We start from the raw sequence: 15,754 nt of genomic DNA, 5'->3' as shown, positions 1-15,754 counted from the left end.
AAATCAAACCTGACCAGAACCTGATCGCCACTATGATGCGCCGCCGCCCTGTCAGTTGGCTGTCGCGCGCATTGGGGTAAACACTGAAATCCAGGGCATGAAGCTGCTGCTAATCGAAGACGATCCGTCGATGCAAACCACGTTGCAGCGCACCCTGGGCCGCCGCCGGATCGACGTGCGCATCTGCGGCGACGGCGCCCTGGCGCTGGCCCAGTGGCGCGCGCTCGAGCCCGACGTGGTGGCGCTCGACCTCAACCTGCCCCATGTCGACGGCCTGCAGGTGCTGGCCCAGGCGCGCGCGGCCGGGCTGCGCACGCCGGTGCTGCTCCTGACCGCGCGCGGCACGGTGGGCGACCGGGTCATGGGCCTCAACGCCGGCGCCGACGACTACCTGCCCAAGCCCTTCGACCTCGACGAGCTCGAAGCCCGGCTCCGGGCGCTGAACCGCCGCCACGGCAACGCCGGGCCGGACCCTTCCGGCGGCCCTCGCGAGGTCGGCGGCCTGCGCTACGAAATCGACAGCGGTGCGATCTACCACCGCGCCGAGGTGCTCGAGCTCACGCCGCGCGAACTCGCGCTGCTCAAGGCCCTGATGGTCAAGCCCGGCCATGCGATCGCCAAGGAACGCCTGTTCGAACTCGTCTTTCCCGGCGAGGCGGAGGTGCAATACGAGGCGGTCGAGGTCGTGGTCTACCGGCTGCGCAAGAAGCTGGCCGGCACCGGCGCCGCGCTGATGACGCTGCGCGGCCTGGGTTACCTGCTGCGCGAAGAAGAGGAAAAGAAGGCATGAACCGCGCCTCGTCGCTGCGCGCCCGGCTGCTGCTCGGCATCCTGGTGCCGATCGCGCTGTTCATCGTGATCAACAGCGTGAGCCTGTACCGCCAGAGCCTCGCGGCTGCGACCACCGCTTACGACCGCACGCTGCTCGCCTCGGCCAAGACCATCGGCGAGCAGCTGGACGTCGAAGGCTATGACGAGGCCGCATCGCTGCGCGCGATCGTTCCCTACTCGGCCCTCGAAGCCTTCGAGGCCGACAACCAGAGCCGCATGTACTACCGCGTGTCGGCGCAGGACGGCGAGATGATCTCGGGCTTTGCCGAGCTGCCTTTCTGGCGCGGCAAGCTGCCCGACCGTCCACCCTATGCGGCGCTGGTCGATTTCTACGACGACCGGTTTCGCGACCGGCCGGTGCGCGTGGCGGTGCTGCTGCAGCCGGTCGCGAGCGCGCGGGGCCGCGGCATGGCCGTGGTGCAGGTGGCGGAAACGCTGGAATTGCGCGAGACGCTGGCGCGCCGGCTGCTCGTCGCCACGCTCTGGCGCCAGCTGGCGCTGCTCGGCGTGATCGCAGGCGTCACCGTGGGGGTGGTGCAGCGCGCGACGCGGCCGGTGCGCGAGCTGGGCCGCGCGATCGAGGCGCGCGCGGCCGACGACCTGTCGCCGATCGACGCACCGGACGCGCCGCGCGAACTGCGGCCGCTGATCGACGCCACCACCCAGGCCATGGGCCGGCTGCAGCGCCTGCTCGACCACCAGAAGCGCTTCGTGCGCGACAGCGCGCACCAGCTGCGCACGCCGCTGGCCGTGCTCAAGGCGCAGGTGCAGTCGGCGCAGCGCGGCGACGTGCCGGCCGCGCAGGCGCTGGGCGAGATCGCGCACACGGTGGAGCGCGCGACCACGCTGGCCAACCAGATGCTGTCGCTCGCCAAGGTCGAGCAGTTGCGCCAGCAGCCCGAGTCGATGGTGCTGGACCTCGGCGAGATGGTGCGCCAGGTCGCGCTCGACCTCTCGCCGCTGATCGCCGACAAGGCGCTCGACTTCGAACTCTCGGCCGCGCCGGCGCTGGTGCGCGCACACCGCTGGATGTTGCAGGAACTCGCGCGCAATCTGCTGCACAACGCCATCCGGCACAGCCCGCAGGGCGGCGCGCTCGCCGTGCGCGTGCGGACCGAGGGCGACGATGCCGTGCTGGCGGTACAGGACGAAGGCCCCGGCATTTCCGCCGAGCTGCGGCAGCGCCTCTTTGCGCCCTTCGCTGCCGGCGATATCGCCAGCGGCTCCGGGCTGGGCCTGGCCATCTGCCGCGAGATCGTGCTGGCGCTGGGCGGCCGCATCGCATTGGACAACAGGGAATCCGGCGCACGCAGGGTCGGGCTGGACGCTGTCGCGCGGCTGCCGCGCGTCCGCGACAATCCCTGAACCATGGACCGTCTACGCATCGACAAATGGCTCTGGGCCGCGCGCTTCTTCAAGACCCGCTCGCTCGCGGCCGACGAGATCGGCAAGAACCGCATCCAGGTCAATGGCGACATCGCCAAGGCCTCGCGCGAGGTCAAGGCGGGTGACACCGTGTCGATCCGGCTCGGTAGCCTGACCCGCGTGGTACAGGTGCGCGGCCTCAGCGGCCAGCGCGGGCCGGCGCCGGTCGCGCAACAGCTCTACGAGGAAACGCCCGAAAGCCTCGCGGCGCAGGCGGCTGCGCGCGAGCAGCGGCGCATGGGCACCGAGCCGGCGCTCAGCATCGAGCAGGGACGGCCCACCAAGCGCGATCGGCGCAGCCTCGAGGGCGTGGCGCGGCACCCCGAGTGGGACAACCGCTGGAGCGCTTCGCTGGACGCCGAGGACGAATAGACACTTCCAAAAAAAACGGCTCGCATGAAGCGAGCCGAATGATTGCGCTTTGAGCAATCCCCTAAGAGAAACCGAGACTGTAGTTTGAACTCTATTGCGCTGGAATGCACGTGAACTAATTGGCATGAACGCGCTTCAATCAAAGGCCCTCGCCTGTTCGGGGGACCTCATTGGTACACATCCCGGGGCACCGCACGCCGGCGCCCTTCCAGCCCTGTGCAAGGAGACCTCCCGTCATGGCCAGTTTCAAGAAATACCGCGTCGGCCGCAAGTTCAAGCTCGCCGACGTCGACCCGGGCGACACGCCCTTCCTCGGCGGCTCCGAGTCGGCGCAGCGCGAGCAGCTCGACACGCTGGCCGTCGAGCTCGACGACCTGCAGAACGTGCTGCATGCCGAAGGCCGGCGCAAGCTGCTGCTGGTGCTGCAGGGCATGGACACGAGCGGCAAGGACGGCACCATCCGCTGGGTGTTCTCGCGCACCTCGCCGCTGGGCGTGCGGGTGGCCGCGTTCAAGGCGCCGAACGACGAGGAACGCGCGCACGACTACCTGTGGCGCTGCCACGCGGTGGTGCCCCGCACGGGCGAGATCGCGGTCTGGAACCGGAGCCACTACGAAGACGTGCTGGTGCCCGTGGTCGAAGGCTGGATCGACAAGGCAGAGACCGCGCGCCGCTATGCGCAGATCAACGACTTCGAACGGCTGCTCGCCGAGACCGGCACCGTCGTCATCAAGTGCATGCTGCACATCGGCAAGGACACGCAGCGCGAGCGGCTGCAGGCGCGCGTCGACGAGGTCGGCAAGCGCTGGAAATTCAGCATGGGGGACCTGGCCGTGCGCACGAAATGGGATGCCTACCAGCGCGCCTACGAGAAGGCGCTGGCCGCCACCTCGAGCGCGTGGGCACCCTGGCACGTGATACCGGCCAACAGCAAGCGCCATCGCAACCTGATGATCGCCCGCCTGCTGGTCAAGACGCTGCGCGAGATGAAACTCACGCTGCCGCCGTCCGATCCGGCCCTCGACGGGCTGGTCGTCAAATAAGGAGCGCCCGGCGCGGCGCTGTCTCTCCCCCAAACGGTGTATTGAAATGTAACGGTACTGCTGCCAGACTACGCGCCTTCCCCGTTTCGAACCACCGATTTCGAACCACCGATGGCAGGACTTCGATGAACGCATTCACATACATGGACTTGCTCGTGGCGCTCTTTTCGGTGGTGGGCGCCGGCGTCCTGATCATGGTCGCGGTCAGCCGATCGCCGAAGATCCTGCACGACGAGATCACGCAGCGCATCGAGCAATCGATCACCGTGATCGACGAGCTCAGGCACGACCGCCACGGGTCGTGAGTACCGCCGCGGCCCGCTCAGCGCGGGTCGGGCTGACTCTCGTACTTGTTGCGATAGTCGAATTCGAGCTTGGCGCAGAAGCGCCGCTTCGCGTCCTGCTGCGTTGGATCCGGAAAGTCCTTGACCTGGGCCCGGCAGCGATCGATCTCTTTCGCCTGGGCCTCCTTGTCGCGGGCGCTGCAAGCCGCCAGCGCCAGGATCGGCAGCAGCGACACGATCAGCAGGCGTCGGGGAAGCGTTGGGCTCATCTCGGCATCCTCTTCAAAGGGAACCATCATAGGCAGCGCCGCAAGGCCCGCCGCGCCTCATTGCTTTGCCGCGCCCGGCCTTCCTTCGATCGCGGCCTTCAGGTCGGCCGGCACGTCGATCGCGCGATGGGTGTCGAGGGAGGTCAGCACCAGCACCTGCCGCATCTGCATGCGCAGTTCGCCGCCGGCGCCGACACAGCGCAATGCCAGCGTCAGCGAACGGCCGCCGAGGCGCTCGACTTCGAGCGACAGCGCGACACGGTCGCCCATCCGGCTCACCGCGCGGAAATCGGCTTCGAGCCGGACCGTCGGCAAGCCGATGCGGCGCTCGATCACCAGCGCGCGATAGCCGATGCCCAGCGCCTCGTCGACCCAGTCCTCGACCAGCCCGTTGAACATCACGAAGTACTGCGGATAGAACACGATGCCGGCCGGATCGCAATCCGAGAAACGGATCAGCCGCTCGCGCACGAAGGGCATGGCGCCTGGCCGCTGCGCCGCATTCATGCGTCGTTGCGCACCAGGTGCACGCGCAGCTGGCCCAGGTGGGTGTGCAACTGCTGCACCGTGCCCACGTCGAGCGAGGAGAACATTTCGAGGACCCACTGTTCGTGCTCCTTGGCCATGGCCTCGAAGCTGCGCCGGCCCTTGGGGGTGAGGCTCACGATCCACGAACGGCGATCGTCGGGGCTGCTCTTGCGCACCACCGCGCCCTCGCGTTCGAGCTCGTCGGTCAGGCCGGTCACGTTGCCGCCGGTCACCATCAGGTAGCGCGACAGCACGCGCATGGTCAGGCCCTCGCGGTAGCGGTAGAGCTGCGCCATGTAGTCGAAGCGCGCCAGCGAGATGCCGAAGCGTTCGCGCAGGCGCGTGCGGATTTCCTTTTCGATCTGCGTCGTGCTGGCCAGCATGCGCAGCCACAGCTTGAGCACCGCGTGGTCGCCGCTGCCGGCGCGCGCCTCGTGGCCGAGTTCGCGCGCGTCGCTCAAGGCGGCGTGCGAGGCATCGTGGCTCTTCATGTCACCTCTCCGCCCGACACCGAGATCGACTGCCCGTTGATCGATGCCGCGCCTTCGCCGCACAGCCAGCGCACCGCGTCCGCCACCTCGGCCGGCTGCACGATGCGCTGCTGCGGATTGCCGGCGGAGAACTCGGCCATCGCGTCCTGCGCGCTGCGACCGGTCTTGGCGACCACGTTGGCCACGCTGGCACGAAGGATGTCGGTGTCGGTGTAGCCCGGACAGACCGCGTTGACGGTCACGCCCTTCTTCGCCACCTCGAGCGCGAGCGAGCGCGTGAGCCCGACCACGCCGTGCTTGGCGGCCGTATAGGCGCTCACGTACGGATAGCCCTTCTGCCCCGCCGTGCTGGCGATGTTGACGATGCGTCCCCAGCCTGCCTGCAGCATGTCGGGCAGCGCCGCCTGCGCGCACAGGAAGCTGCCCGTGAGATTGACGCCCAGCATGCGCTGCCAGAGCTCGGCCGAGGTCTTGAGAAAGGGCGCGCTCTCGGCCTGCCCCGCGTTGTTGATCAGGATCGCCAGCGGCCCGCGTGCCGTGCGCGCCTCGGTGAACGCGGCGGCCACCGACTGTTCATCGGCCACGTCGGCGACCACGATCCCGTGGCCGCTGCCCGGCAGCTCGCCGGCCAGGCGCTGCAGCGTCTCGCGCTGGCGGCCCAGCAGCGTGAGCCTGGCGCCGGCGGCGGCCAGCGTGCGCGCGATCTCGGCGCCGATGCCGCGCGCAGCGCCGGTGACCAGCGCATGTCGGTTCTCGAGAAAGGCAGATTCGGGCATCGATGTCTCCAGCGCACGCAACAGGGTTCGGTGCAATTAGTTTACTTCTAAATCATTTCGGCGCTGCGCAACGGCCGGCGGTCGAGTGCATCGGCCGGCCTCCTCAGGCCCTGGGCGGCGGCCGCGACGCAGGTCCGCGGTCCCACGTGGCGGCGGTGACGCCGCGCTCGCGCAGCCTGAACTTCTGCACCTTGCCGTTCTCGGTGCGCGGCAGATCCGCGAAGAGCTCGATGTAGCGCGGCACCGCGAAATACGGCAGCCGCGTTTCGCAATAGCGCACGAGTTCGGCCATGTCGACGGCCGCGCCGGGCCGTGCGATGAGCGCCGCCATGACCTCGTCCTCGGCAAGTTCCGAGCCCACCGGATAGACCGCTACGGCCGCGACCGACGGATGGCCGAGCAGCACCTGCTCGACCTCGTAGGAAGAGATGTTCTCGCCGCGCCGCCGGATCGCGTCCTTGAGGCGGTCGATGAAACGGAACGCGCCGTCCGCCTCGCGCAGCACGCGGTCGCCGGTGTGGAACCACAGGTTGCGCCAGGCCTCGACCGTCTTGTCGGGCATGCCGAAATAACCGGTCGCGAAAGCGAAAGGCTCATCGGCGCGCAGCAGCAGTTCGCCCGCCTCGCCGTCGGGCAGCGCGGCATCCGTCGCATCGGCCACCCGCGCCTCGAAGCCCGGCTGCAGCCAGCCCATCACGCCCGAACGCGGCGCATCCGGGCGCGTCGCGATGACGAAGTTGGTCTCCGTCGAGCCATAGCCTTCGAGCAGCCCGACGCCGGTGCGCCGCGCGAAAGCCTCGCTCGCCGAGGCCGGCACGCCGGGCCCGAGGCCGATGCGCACGCGGTGCGCGCGCTCGTGCGCGCCTTCGGGCTGCGCGAGCAGGATCGGCACCATGGCGCCGAGCAGATAGACCACCGTGGCGCCGCAATCGCGCATCGCCGACCAGAAGCCCGAGGCCGAGAAGCGCGGCGCATAGACCACCTCGGCGCCCGTGAGCGCGGCCTGCGCGAAGGTGTTGAGCGCGTTGATGTGAAAGAGCGGCAGCGTGGTGCACAGAACGTCGTCGCGGCCGACATCGAGGATGTGCGCCGTGTGCACGCCCCACCAGTAGTACTGCGCATGCGGACAGATCACGCCCTTCGCGGGACCGGTCGTGCCCGAGGTGTAGAGGATCGCGAGCGTGTCGCCCGGCTGCACGTCGGCCGGCTCCGCGGCAATGCCGGGCGCGGGAAAGGCCTCGACCGGCACGTCGCCGCAGCGGTCCGCCGCCGCGTCGCCCTCGCCCACCGTCCAGATCGCCGCGAGCGCGGTCTGCGACAGGTCGGCGGTGCGCAGCCGCTCGATGAACGCGTCCTCGATCAGCAGCAGCCGCGCACCGCTGTTGGCCAGGAAGTACTGGATCTGCGGCCCCATCGATGCGGTGTTGATCGGCACCGCCACCGCGCCGATCCAGCCGCAGGCCAGAAAGGTCTCGAGGCATTCGACGCGGTTGCCGCACATCAGCGCGACGCGCTCGCCGCGCTGCACACCCGCGCGCTGCAATGCGGCCGCACGCCGCGCGACGATGGCGGCCGCGTCGGCATGCGTCCAGCGCGTGCCGGCGATCGACAGCAGCGGCCGCGCACCGAAGGCCTCGGCCTGCCTGCGCAGCATCGCCGGCAGCGTTCGTGCCGCGGGCGGCAGCACGTCGAAGGCGTTCTCAGTCATCGTCGTGCGTGCCGCCGCCGAGGTAGGTGGCCTGCACCCGCGGATCGCTGGCCAGTTCCTGCGACTTGCCCGACAGCGCGATCTCGCCGGTCTCCAGCACGTAGCCTTCGTCGGAACTCTCGAGCGCCGCGCGCGCGTTCTGCTCGACCAGCAGGATCGACACGCCGTCGTCGCGCAGCTTTCGCACGATGGTGAGGATGTCGCGCACGATCAGCGGCGCGAGGCCGAGGCTCGGCTCGTCGAGCATCAGGAGGCGCGGCGCCGACATCAGTGCCCGGCCGACGGCGAGCATCTGCCGCTCGCCGCCCGAGAGCGTGTTGGCGCGCTGCGTCCTGCGCTCGGCCAGCCGCGGGAAGCGGTCGTACACCGATTGCAGCCGCTGCTTCAGCGCATCGCTGCGCAGCCGCTTCGTGTAGGCACCGAGCTGAAGGTTGTCCAGCACCGTGAGTTCGCCGAAGAGTTCGCGCTTCTCGGGCACCAGGCACAGGCCGCGCTCGACGCGCGATTCGACATCGAGCGCGTGCAGATCCTCGCCCTCGAAGCGCAGCACGCCCTTCGATGGCAGCAGGCCCATTGCGGCCGCGAGCAGCGTGGTCTTGCCGGCGCCGTTGGGGCCGATCACCGAGATGATCTGGCCCTTGGCCAGCGACAGCGACACGCCGCGCACCGCATCGACTTGCCCGTAGGACACATGCAGATCGCCGATTTCGAGCATCGCAGTCATACGACACTCCCGAGGTACGCAGCCTGCACCCGCTCGTCCGCCCGCACCGCCGACGGCACGCCCTCGACCAGCTTGGAGCCGAAGTTCATCACCACCAGCCGATCGACGAGTTTCATCACGAAGTCCATGTCATGTTCGACGATCAGGATCGTCACCCCCTCCTCGCGCAGCTTGCGCAGCAGATCGCCGAGCGCCATCTTCTCCTTGCGCCGCAGGCCCGCGGCGGGTTCGTCCAGCACCAGCAGCACCGGGTCGGCGGCCAGCGCACGCGCGATCTCCAGGATGCGCTGCGTGCCGAGCGGCAGGCTGCCCGCGAGCTCGTGGGCGCGATCGCCGAGGCCGATGCGGTCGAGCTGGCGCCGGGCCTCCTGCAGGATCTGGCGCTCCTCGGTGCGGTCCAGCCGCAGGCCCGCGCGCAGCAGGCCGGCGCGCGTGCGCGAATGCGCGCCGAGCGCGACGTTGTCCAGCAGGTTCATGTGCGGCCGCAGCTTGACGTGCTGGAAGGTGCGCGCCAGCCCCAGCCGCGCGACCTCGCGCTGCGGCATGCCGGCGATGTCGTGGTCCAGGAAACGCACGCGCCCGGCCGTCATCGGCAAGGTGCAGGTCAGCAGGTTGAACATGGTCGACTTGCCGGCGCCGTTGGGACCGATCAGGCCGATGATCTCGCCCGCGTTCACATCGAAGCTCACCTCGTTCACCGCCACCAGCCCGCCGAAGCGCTTGACCGCACCTTCGACCGACAGGATGCGCGTGCCGCGCTCCGGCAGCTTGCGGTGCGCCAGCGGCGCGACCGGCACCGCAAGCTCGGCCGCCGGCGGGCCCGACGCCGCGAAGCGCCCGCGCGTCATGCGCCGCACGAAGCCCATCAGGCCGCCGCGCGCGAAGTGCACCAGCAGGATGAAGAGCGTCGCGAACGCGATCGCCTCGAGCTGGCCGGCGCGCTGCGTCAAGAGCGGCAGCACGTCCTGCAGGCCGTTGCGCAGGATCAGCACCAGCGCCGAGCCCAGCAGCGCACCGCCGAGTTGCCCCAGGCCGCCGGCCACCGCCATCAGCAGGTACTCGATGCTGGCCTGCACGTCGAAGGGCGCCGGGCTGACGAAGCGGTTCATGTGCGCATAGAGCCAGCCTGCCAGCCCCGCGAACAAGGCGGCCGTGACGAACAGCGACAGCCGCACGCGGTACGCATCCGCGCCCACGCTGGCCAGCAGCGTGGCGCCGCCGCGCAGGCTGCGGATGGCCCGGCCCGGCCGCGAGCCCAGCAGGTTGTAGCTGAACAGGAACGACAGCCCGACGATCGCCCAGATCAGGTAGTAGATCGCGCGCGGCTCGATCAGCGACCAGCCCGCGATCCGCAAGGCCGGAATGTTCGACAGCCCGGTGTGGCGGCCGAGCGCATCGACGTTTCCGAACAGCATCGCAATCGACAGCCCCCACGCGATGGTCGACAGCGGCAGGAAATGCCCGCCCAGGCGCAGCGTCAGCATCCCGATGAACAACGCCGACAGCCCGGTGAGCAGGAGCGCAAACAGCAGGCCGATCCAGGGCGACACCGCATGCGCGGTGGTCAGCCAGGCAGTCGAATAGGCCGCGATGCCGACGAAGGCCGCCTGTCCGAAAGAGGTCGCCCCGCCGACGCCGGTGAGCAGCACCAGCCCGAGCGCGACCAGCGCGCCGACGCCGATGTCATTCATCAGCGAGACGGTGAAACTGCCGATCAGCAGCGGCGCGATCGCAATCGCGACCACGATCACGCCGACGAGCAGGCGGACGTTCGAGCGGCGGTTCATTGGTCCACCTCTTCTTCCTCTTCCTCGACGTGCCGGCTCATGAAGGATTGCAGCATCAGCACCGGGATCAGCAGGCTGAACACGATCACGTCCTTCAGTGCGCCGCTCCAGAACGAGGCGAAGCTCTCGACCAGGCCGACCGCGAGCGCGCCGACCGCCGTCATCGGATAACTCACCAGCCCGCCGATGATCGCGGCGACGAAGGCCTTCAGGCCGATGATGAAGCCCGAGTCGTAGTACATCGTGGTCACGGGCGCGATCAGCACGCCGATCAGCCCGGCCAGCAGCGAGGCAGCGCCGTAGGCCAGCATCGCGGTGCGCGCCGGCCGGATGCCGACCAGCCGCGCGCCGACGCGGTTGACCGCGGTCGCGCGCAGCGCCTTGCCGGCCACGGTGCGTTCGAAGACGAGGAAGAAGAGCCCGCTCAGCACGATGGCCGAGGCCACCATCAGGATCACCTGCCCGCTGACGGTGAAGCTGTCGCCGATCGACAGCGCCCCGGTCGCCAGCGGATTGGTGCGCGAGCCCTCCGGCCCGAAGAACAGCAGGCCGAGGCCCGACAGCAGGAAGTGCAGCGCCAGCGACACGATCAGCAGCACCAGCACCGAGGCATCGGCGATCGGCTGGAACACGATCCGCGCGAGCAGCGGCGCGATCGGGACCACCAGCAGCACCGCGGCCGCGATCCTGAGCGGTGCCGGCGCGCCGAAATGCGCCGCCAGCCACGCCAGCGCGCAGGGCACGGCGGGCCCCAAGGCCCAGAGCGCGATCGACTTCGGAATGCGCGCGAACTCGCGCCGCCGCGCGAGGCCGGCGACCTCGGTCAGCGTCGCCAGCGCCGCCAGCGTCAGCACCAGGCCGATCGTGGCCGGCACGCGGCCGGTCTCGAAGGCGGCCAGCGTCAGCGCGGCGAAGGCGGCGATGTCGCCGAAGGGCACGAACACCACCCGCGTGACCGAGAAGATCAGCACCAGCCCGAGCCCGGCCAGCAGATAGACGGCACCGTTGGCCAGCCCATCGGTGATCAGGATGAGCGCCACGTCCCATGTCATTGGAAATTCCTCCCCATGCCTTTTTTCTCGACGCGCGCGTTCAGGGCGCGAGCTTCCACTGGCCGTTGTCGAGCTTGACGATCACGCGCGCACGCTGGTCGACGCCGTACAGGTCGCCCGGCTTGAAGGTGTAGACGCCGTGCGTGCCCACCACTTCCTTGGTGCTGAAGATCGCATCGCGCAGCGCGGTGCGGAACTCCGGCGTGCCGGGCTGCGCCTTGTTGCCCACACGCGCGGCGGCATCGGCGAACACCAGCCAGCCGTCGAAGGAATAGGCCGAGAAGGCATCGGTGGTCGGTGCGTTGTTGACCTTCTGGAACACCTCGCGGAAGGCCAGGCCGATCTTCTTGGTCGGGTTGTCATCGGGCAGCTGCTCGGCCACGATCACCGGGCCGGTCGGCATCAGCGCGTCCTGGCCGGCGGCGCCGACCACGCGCACGAAGTCGGGGTTGATGAGCCCGTGCTGGCCGTACACGCCGCCCTTGAAGCCACGCTCCTTCAGCGCGAGGAAAGGCAAGGCGCCGGGCGTGCCGGCGCCGCCGGTCATCACCGCGTCGGGCTTGAGCGCCACGATCTTCAGGATCTGCCCGGTCACCGAGGCGTCGGCGCGCGCATAGCGCTCATTGCTCACCACCTTGATGCCGGCGGCCGGCGCGGCCTTCATCAGCGCGTCGTAGACCAGGTCGCCCCAGGCGTCGGAGAAGCCGATGTAGCCGACCGTCTTCACGCCGTTGCGCTTCATGCGCTCCACCACCGCGTCGATCATGAGCTGCGTCGGCTGGGCCACGGTCATGACCCAGGGGTTGTCCTTCGGATCGAGCGCGATCGGCGTCAGCCCGATCATCGGCGTCTTGTCCTCGCGCGCCACCTGCGCCATGGCGATGGCCGCCGGCACGCCCGAGGTGCCCATCAGCACATCGACCTTGTCTTCCTCGATCAGCTTGCGCGCATTGCGGCCGGCCGTGGTCGGGTCGGAACCGTCGTCCAGCACGATGAGCTGCACCTTGCGGCCGTTGATCTCCGGCTTGTAGGCCTGCGCGGCCTGCATGCCCTTCACGTAGGGCACGCCGAGCGACGAGTTGGGTCCCGAGAGCGAGACGCTCAGCCCGACCTTGTAATCGGCAGCCAGCGCGCCGGAAGCGAAACCGGTCATCGCGGCCACGGCGGCGGCCGCGATGGCGCCGCGGGTCAGGGTCTGGGTCAGGCTCTTCATGTCTTTGCTCCTGGAAGGGTGATGGATGCGAGTGGGAAAGCGCGTTCAGATGAACAACTGGATGGCCGCCAGCGCACGCTCGGGCTGCAGCAGGTCGATGCGCTTCTGGCGGATCAACAGGCCGCCCGCGCCGCGCACCAGCGCGTGGTGGCAGACGCCGGTGAGCAGCACTTGCTGCTCGCCGCGCATCTCGATGTAGATGAAGGGCGTGCGCAGCGCGGCCGTGCCGGCTGCCGCATCGATGTGCTCGATGCGCGAGCACTGCAGCACGTGCTGGCAGTGGCTCGGCGGATGCTGCGAATGCGCACGCGGATTCTTCAAGCGCTCGATGCGCAGCTGCAGCAGCAGCCGGTCCTCGCAGGCGATGGAGTTGTGCGCGAGCGGATCGGCCTGGCGCGCGCCGAGCAGCGGCACCCAGTAGCGGCCATCCTCGGCGAACAAAGCGAGCCATTCGTCGAAGCGGCCTTCGTCGATCAGTGCGGCTTCGGCGGCGACGAAGTCGCACAGTGCGGTCGGCGCGAAGGTGGTGTCCGCCGTCAGGCTCATAAGGCAGCCTCCACCATGTCCAGCGTCATGAACTCGGCCCAGGCGCGGAACTGGTTGCGCATCAGCAGCTCGTTGGTGCCGTTGGTGGTCTGCGTCGGCACATCGAATTCGCCGGCCTTGTAGTCGCGGTGCAGGCTGACCCATTCGTTGCCCTCGCCGCGCAGGCCCTTCTGCATGCTCTCGAACAGATGCACGTCGTCGTGCGCGACCACCGACATCGGCGAGAACACGAGGCGGTTGTAGCTCATCGCGCGCTCGAACAGCAGCTCGGGCGCGCCCGCCGCGCGGAAGGCCCAGGCCTCCACCAGCGTGCGGTCCGCGGCCAGCGGCCGGATCACGCGGATCGCCTGCGGCGAGCCCTTGACCGACAGGCTCGGAAAGAACACCGAGTTCTGCGGCGAGCGTTGCAGGATGTCGGCCGCGCGCTCGGCGCCATGGGCCTCGCGCATCGCCTGCTCGTACGCGGGCAGCGACGCGTAGTTCGAGTGGATGCTGAAGTTGACACCGAGCACGCTGTGCCCGTGCGCGAACACGCGCCCGCCCATCCTGTCGAAGAAGTCGTAGCCCGAGCCGAAGGGCAGGATCTGCTCCATCGCCATCGGCTTGGGCTCGTCGGCCGCGCGGCCCTGCCACAGCGCATTGGCGGCGGCCGTCGCCGATTCGTGGGTCGACATCGGATGCACCGTGTCGTTGATGTTCTCCAGGTACATCTTCCAGTTGCAATGGATGACGTTGCGCATCGCGCCGCCGGCCAGCGTCAGGCGGCCTTCGGGCGAGCGGTCGACCATGTTGTCGATGGCCTGCAGCACCTCACCGAAATAGGCTTCGAAACCGGGGCCGGCATCGCCCAGGCGCACGAAGACGAAGTCGCGGTACACGGCCACGTGCTTCAGCGCCACCAGTCCCTGCCCCGACTCGCATTCCCGCAGGCGCGTGCCTTCATAGCCGCCCTTGATCGGGATCGCGAGCGGTGTGCCGTCGAGCTTGTAGGTCCAGGCGTGGTAGGGGCAGCGAAAGAACTTGCCGGCGTTGCCGCGTTCATCGCTGACCAGCTGCGTGCCCTTGTGCGCGCAGCGGTTGTAGAACACCCGGATGCCGCCATCGGCCTGCCGCACCATCATCAGCGGGCGGCCGGCGATGTCCTGCGCGCGATAGTCGCCGGCGTTCGGCACCTCGCTCGCGTGGCCCAGGTAGTTCCAGGTGTTGGCGAAGAAGTGTTGCTGCTCGAGCGCGAACACCTCTTCGCTCAGGTACAGGTCGCGGTGGACGCGGTCCTCCTGTACCAATGCGCGAATGGCATCAGGGCGGTTGCGGTAGGTATTCATGGCCGCGGGCCTCGGCGAGGGTGCGACCAGATCCACCGCCCGGCGCCCTCACCCCAGCCCTCTCCCGGAGGGAGAGGGGGCAAGGCAGCAGCGCCTGCGCCACCGGTGACCGGGCGGACGACCCGATGCGCGGACCGTTCCTCGCAGCACAGCATGTCGTACATCCCGTAGTCCCTCGGATTCGAGCGATCGATCAGGGAACCAGCTTCCACTGGCCCTTCTCCATCTTGATGATCACCACGGCACGTTTGTCCGAGCCGTAGCCATCGCCGCCTGCCTTGAAGTTGTAGACGCCATGCGTGCCCACCAGCTCCTTGGTGCTGACGATCGCATCGCGCAGCGCCGTGCGGTACTGCGCCGTGCCGGGCTCGCCCTTGGCGCGCGCGGCCGCATCGGCAAGCAGCAGGTAGGCGTCATACGTGTAGGCCGAGAAGGCATCGGTCGGCACCGTGCCGTTGTTGGTCTTTGCGTAAGCGGCGCGGAAAGCCATCGACACCTTCTTGATCGGGTTGCTGTCGGGCAGCTGGTCGGCCACCAGCACCGGGCCGCTCGGCACCTCCAGGCCTTCGATCGAAGCGCCGCCGACGCGCACGAAGTCGGCGTTGATGAGCCCGTGCGTGCCATAGATCCGGCCCTTGTAGCCGCGCTCGGCGAGCGCCAGGTAGGGCAGCGCCCCCGGCGTGCCCGAGTTGCCCGCGAACACCGCATCCGGGTGCTGAGAGACGATCTTCAGGATCTGCCCCGCCACCGACGAATCGCTGCGCCCGTAGCGCTCGTTCGCCACCACCTTGATGCCCGCAGGCCCGGTGGCCTTCAGCAGCGAGTCGTAGGACAGGTCGCCCAGAGCATCGGAAAAACCGATGTAGCCGACCGTCTTCACACCCGCCTTCTTCATGCTGTCGACCACCGCCGCCACCATCAGCGGAAAGGGTTGCGACACCGTCACCGTCCATGCCGCGTCGGCGGGCGCGAGCGTGACCGGCGTGGGCGAGATCAGCGGCGTATTGAGCTCGCGCGCCACCGCCGCGATCGCCATCGCCCCCGGCACGCCCGAGGTGCCGATCAGCACGTCGACCTTGTCGTCCACCACCAGCTTGCGCGCATTGCGCCCGGCCGTGGTCGGATCGGAGGCATCGTCCAGCACGATCAGCTCGACCTTGTGACCCGCGATCACCGGATGCTCCGCGATCGCCGCGCGAATCCCCTTCTCGTACGGAATCCCGAGCGCCGCGACCGGCCCCGACAGCGAACTGATGAAGCCGATCTTCAGATCGGCCGCGAAGGCCTGAGCAACGCCAAAGGCGAGTGCGGAAACAGCGAAGCAGCGAGCAAATGTACGAGTCATATGAATTTCGAGAGAGGCGCGTCAAGCGCCGAGTC

Annotated in this window: 17 protein-coding genes; 5 read left to right on the top strand and 12 right to left on the bottom strand. The window is 68.9% G+C overall.

Annotated features, from left to right (window positions below):
• Positions 1-97: 97 nt before the first annotated feature.
• The 5 genes from E5P2_RS11570 to E5P2_RS11550 all read left to right on the top strand — a co-directional run bounded on the left by E5P2_RS11570 (position 98) and on the right by E5P2_RS11550 (position 3,976).
• A complete protein-coding gene (locus tag E5P2_RS11570) occupies positions 98-790 on the top strand; it encodes a response regulator transcription factor (RefSeq protein WP_162567218.1) in 693 nt (230 codons plus the stop codon).
• Entirely contained in the window at positions 787-2,196 is a 1,410-nt protein-coding gene (locus E5P2_RS11565) for a sensor histidine kinase (RefSeq protein WP_162567217.1), read from the top strand. Before E5P2_RS11570 ends, E5P2_RS11565 begins: the two co-directional genes overlap by 4 nt.
• A gap of 3 nt (positions 2,197-2,199) precedes the next feature.
• Positions 2,200-2,628, top strand: a complete 429-nt coding sequence (locus tag E5P2_RS11560) for an RNA-binding S4 domain-containing protein (RefSeq protein ID WP_162567216.1) — start codon at positions 2,200-2,202, stop codon at positions 2,626-2,628.
• A gap of 236 nt (positions 2,629-2,864) precedes the next feature.
• Positions 2,865-3,671: a PPK2 family polyphosphate kinase gene (locus E5P2_RS11555; protein ID WP_162567215.1), complete on the top strand. Its 807-nt coding sequence runs from the start codon at positions 2,865-2,867 to the stop codon at positions 3,669-3,671.
• A 125-nt stretch (positions 3,672-3,796) separates the two neighbouring features.
• Entirely contained in the window at positions 3,797-3,976 is a 180-nt protein-coding gene (locus tag E5P2_RS11550; RefSeq protein ID WP_162567214.1) for a hypothetical protein, read from the top strand.
• 17 nt (positions 3,977-3,993) lie between these two features.
• Here the strand turns inward: E5P2_RS11550 and E5P2_RS11545 are convergent, their stop codons facing one another.
• The 12 genes from E5P2_RS11545 to E5P2_RS11490 all read right to left on the bottom strand — a co-directional run bounded on the left by E5P2_RS11545 (position 3,994) and on the right by E5P2_RS11490 (position 15,719).
• A complete protein-coding gene (locus E5P2_RS11545; RefSeq protein ID WP_162567213.1) occupies positions 3,994-4,224 on the bottom strand; it encodes a hypothetical protein in 231 nt (76 codons plus the stop codon).
• Positions 4,225-4,281: 57 nt separating this feature from the next.
• The gene (locus E5P2_RS11540) at positions 4,282-4,731 is read right to left on the bottom strand and encodes an acyl-CoA thioesterase (protein ID WP_162567212.1); all 450 of its coding nucleotides are present in this window, start codon (positions 4,729-4,731) and stop codon (positions 4,282-4,284) included.
• Positions 4,728-5,243, bottom strand: coding sequence for a MarR family winged helix-turn-helix transcriptional regulator (locus E5P2_RS11535; protein ID WP_162567211.1), 516 nt, complete (start codon positions 5,241-5,243; stop codon positions 4,728-4,730). Before E5P2_RS11535 ends, E5P2_RS11540 begins: the two co-directional genes overlap by 4 nt.
• Complete coding sequence (locus E5P2_RS11530) at positions 5,240-6,019, bottom strand: SDR family NAD(P)-dependent oxidoreductase (protein ID WP_162567210.1); 780 nt, start codon at positions 6,017-6,019, stop codon at positions 5,240-5,242. The genes E5P2_RS11535 and E5P2_RS11530 overlap by 4 nt, the downstream gene beginning before the upstream one ends.
• 103 nt (positions 6,020-6,122) lie before the next feature.
• Positions 6,123-7,727 carry an ATP-dependent acyl-CoA ligase gene (locus tag E5P2_RS11525; protein ID WP_162567209.1) on the bottom strand — a complete coding sequence of 535 codons (1,605 nt, stop codon included), beginning with the start codon at positions 7,725-7,727 and terminating at the stop codon, positions 6,123-6,125.
• On the bottom strand, positions 7,720-8,451 hold the full coding sequence (locus tag E5P2_RS11520) for an ABC transporter ATP-binding protein (RefSeq protein ID WP_162567208.1): 732 nt from the start codon (positions 8,449-8,451) through the stop codon (positions 7,720-7,722). The genes E5P2_RS11525 and E5P2_RS11520 overlap by 8 nt, the downstream gene beginning before the upstream one ends.
• Positions 8,448-10,238 carry a branched-chain amino acid ABC transporter ATP-binding protein/permease gene (locus E5P2_RS11515; RefSeq protein WP_162567207.1) on the bottom strand — a complete coding sequence of 597 codons (1,791 nt, stop codon included), beginning with the start codon at positions 10,236-10,238 and terminating at the stop codon, positions 8,448-8,450. The genes E5P2_RS11520 and E5P2_RS11515 overlap by 4 nt, the downstream gene beginning before the upstream one ends.
• A complete protein-coding gene (locus E5P2_RS11510; protein ID WP_162567206.1) occupies positions 10,235-11,290 on the bottom strand; it encodes a branched-chain amino acid ABC transporter permease in 1,056 nt (351 codons plus the stop codon). Before E5P2_RS11510 ends, E5P2_RS11515 begins: the two co-directional genes overlap by 4 nt.
• A 40-nt stretch (positions 11,291-11,330) precedes the next feature.
• On the bottom strand, positions 11,331-12,503 hold the full coding sequence (locus E5P2_RS11505) for an ABC transporter substrate-binding protein (protein WP_162567205.1): 1,173 nt from the start codon (positions 12,501-12,503) through the stop codon (positions 11,331-11,333).
• A gap of 45 nt (positions 12,504-12,548) precedes the next feature.
• Positions 12,549-13,049, bottom strand: coding sequence for an aromatic-ring-hydroxylating dioxygenase subunit beta (locus tag E5P2_RS11500; RefSeq protein ID WP_162567204.1), 501 nt, complete (start codon positions 13,047-13,049; stop codon positions 12,549-12,551).
• A complete protein-coding gene (locus E5P2_RS11495; RefSeq protein ID WP_162567203.1) occupies positions 13,046-14,374 on the bottom strand; it encodes an aromatic ring-hydroxylating dioxygenase subunit alpha in 1,329 nt (442 codons plus the stop codon). Before E5P2_RS11495 ends, E5P2_RS11500 begins: the two co-directional genes overlap by 4 nt.
• Before the next feature lie 193 nt (positions 14,375-14,567).
• Positions 14,568-15,719, bottom strand: coding sequence for an ABC transporter substrate-binding protein (locus E5P2_RS11490; protein WP_162567202.1), 1,152 nt, complete (start codon positions 15,717-15,719; stop codon positions 14,568-14,570).
• Positions 15,720-15,754 lie beyond the last annotated feature (35 nt).

It is taken from the genome of Variovorax sp. SRS16 (assembly GCF_901827165.1).
Classification (GTDB): Bacteria; Pseudomonadota; Gammaproteobacteria; order Burkholderiales; family Burkholderiaceae_C; genus Variovorax.
This window is presented reverse-complemented; position numbering and strand designations above follow the sequence as displayed.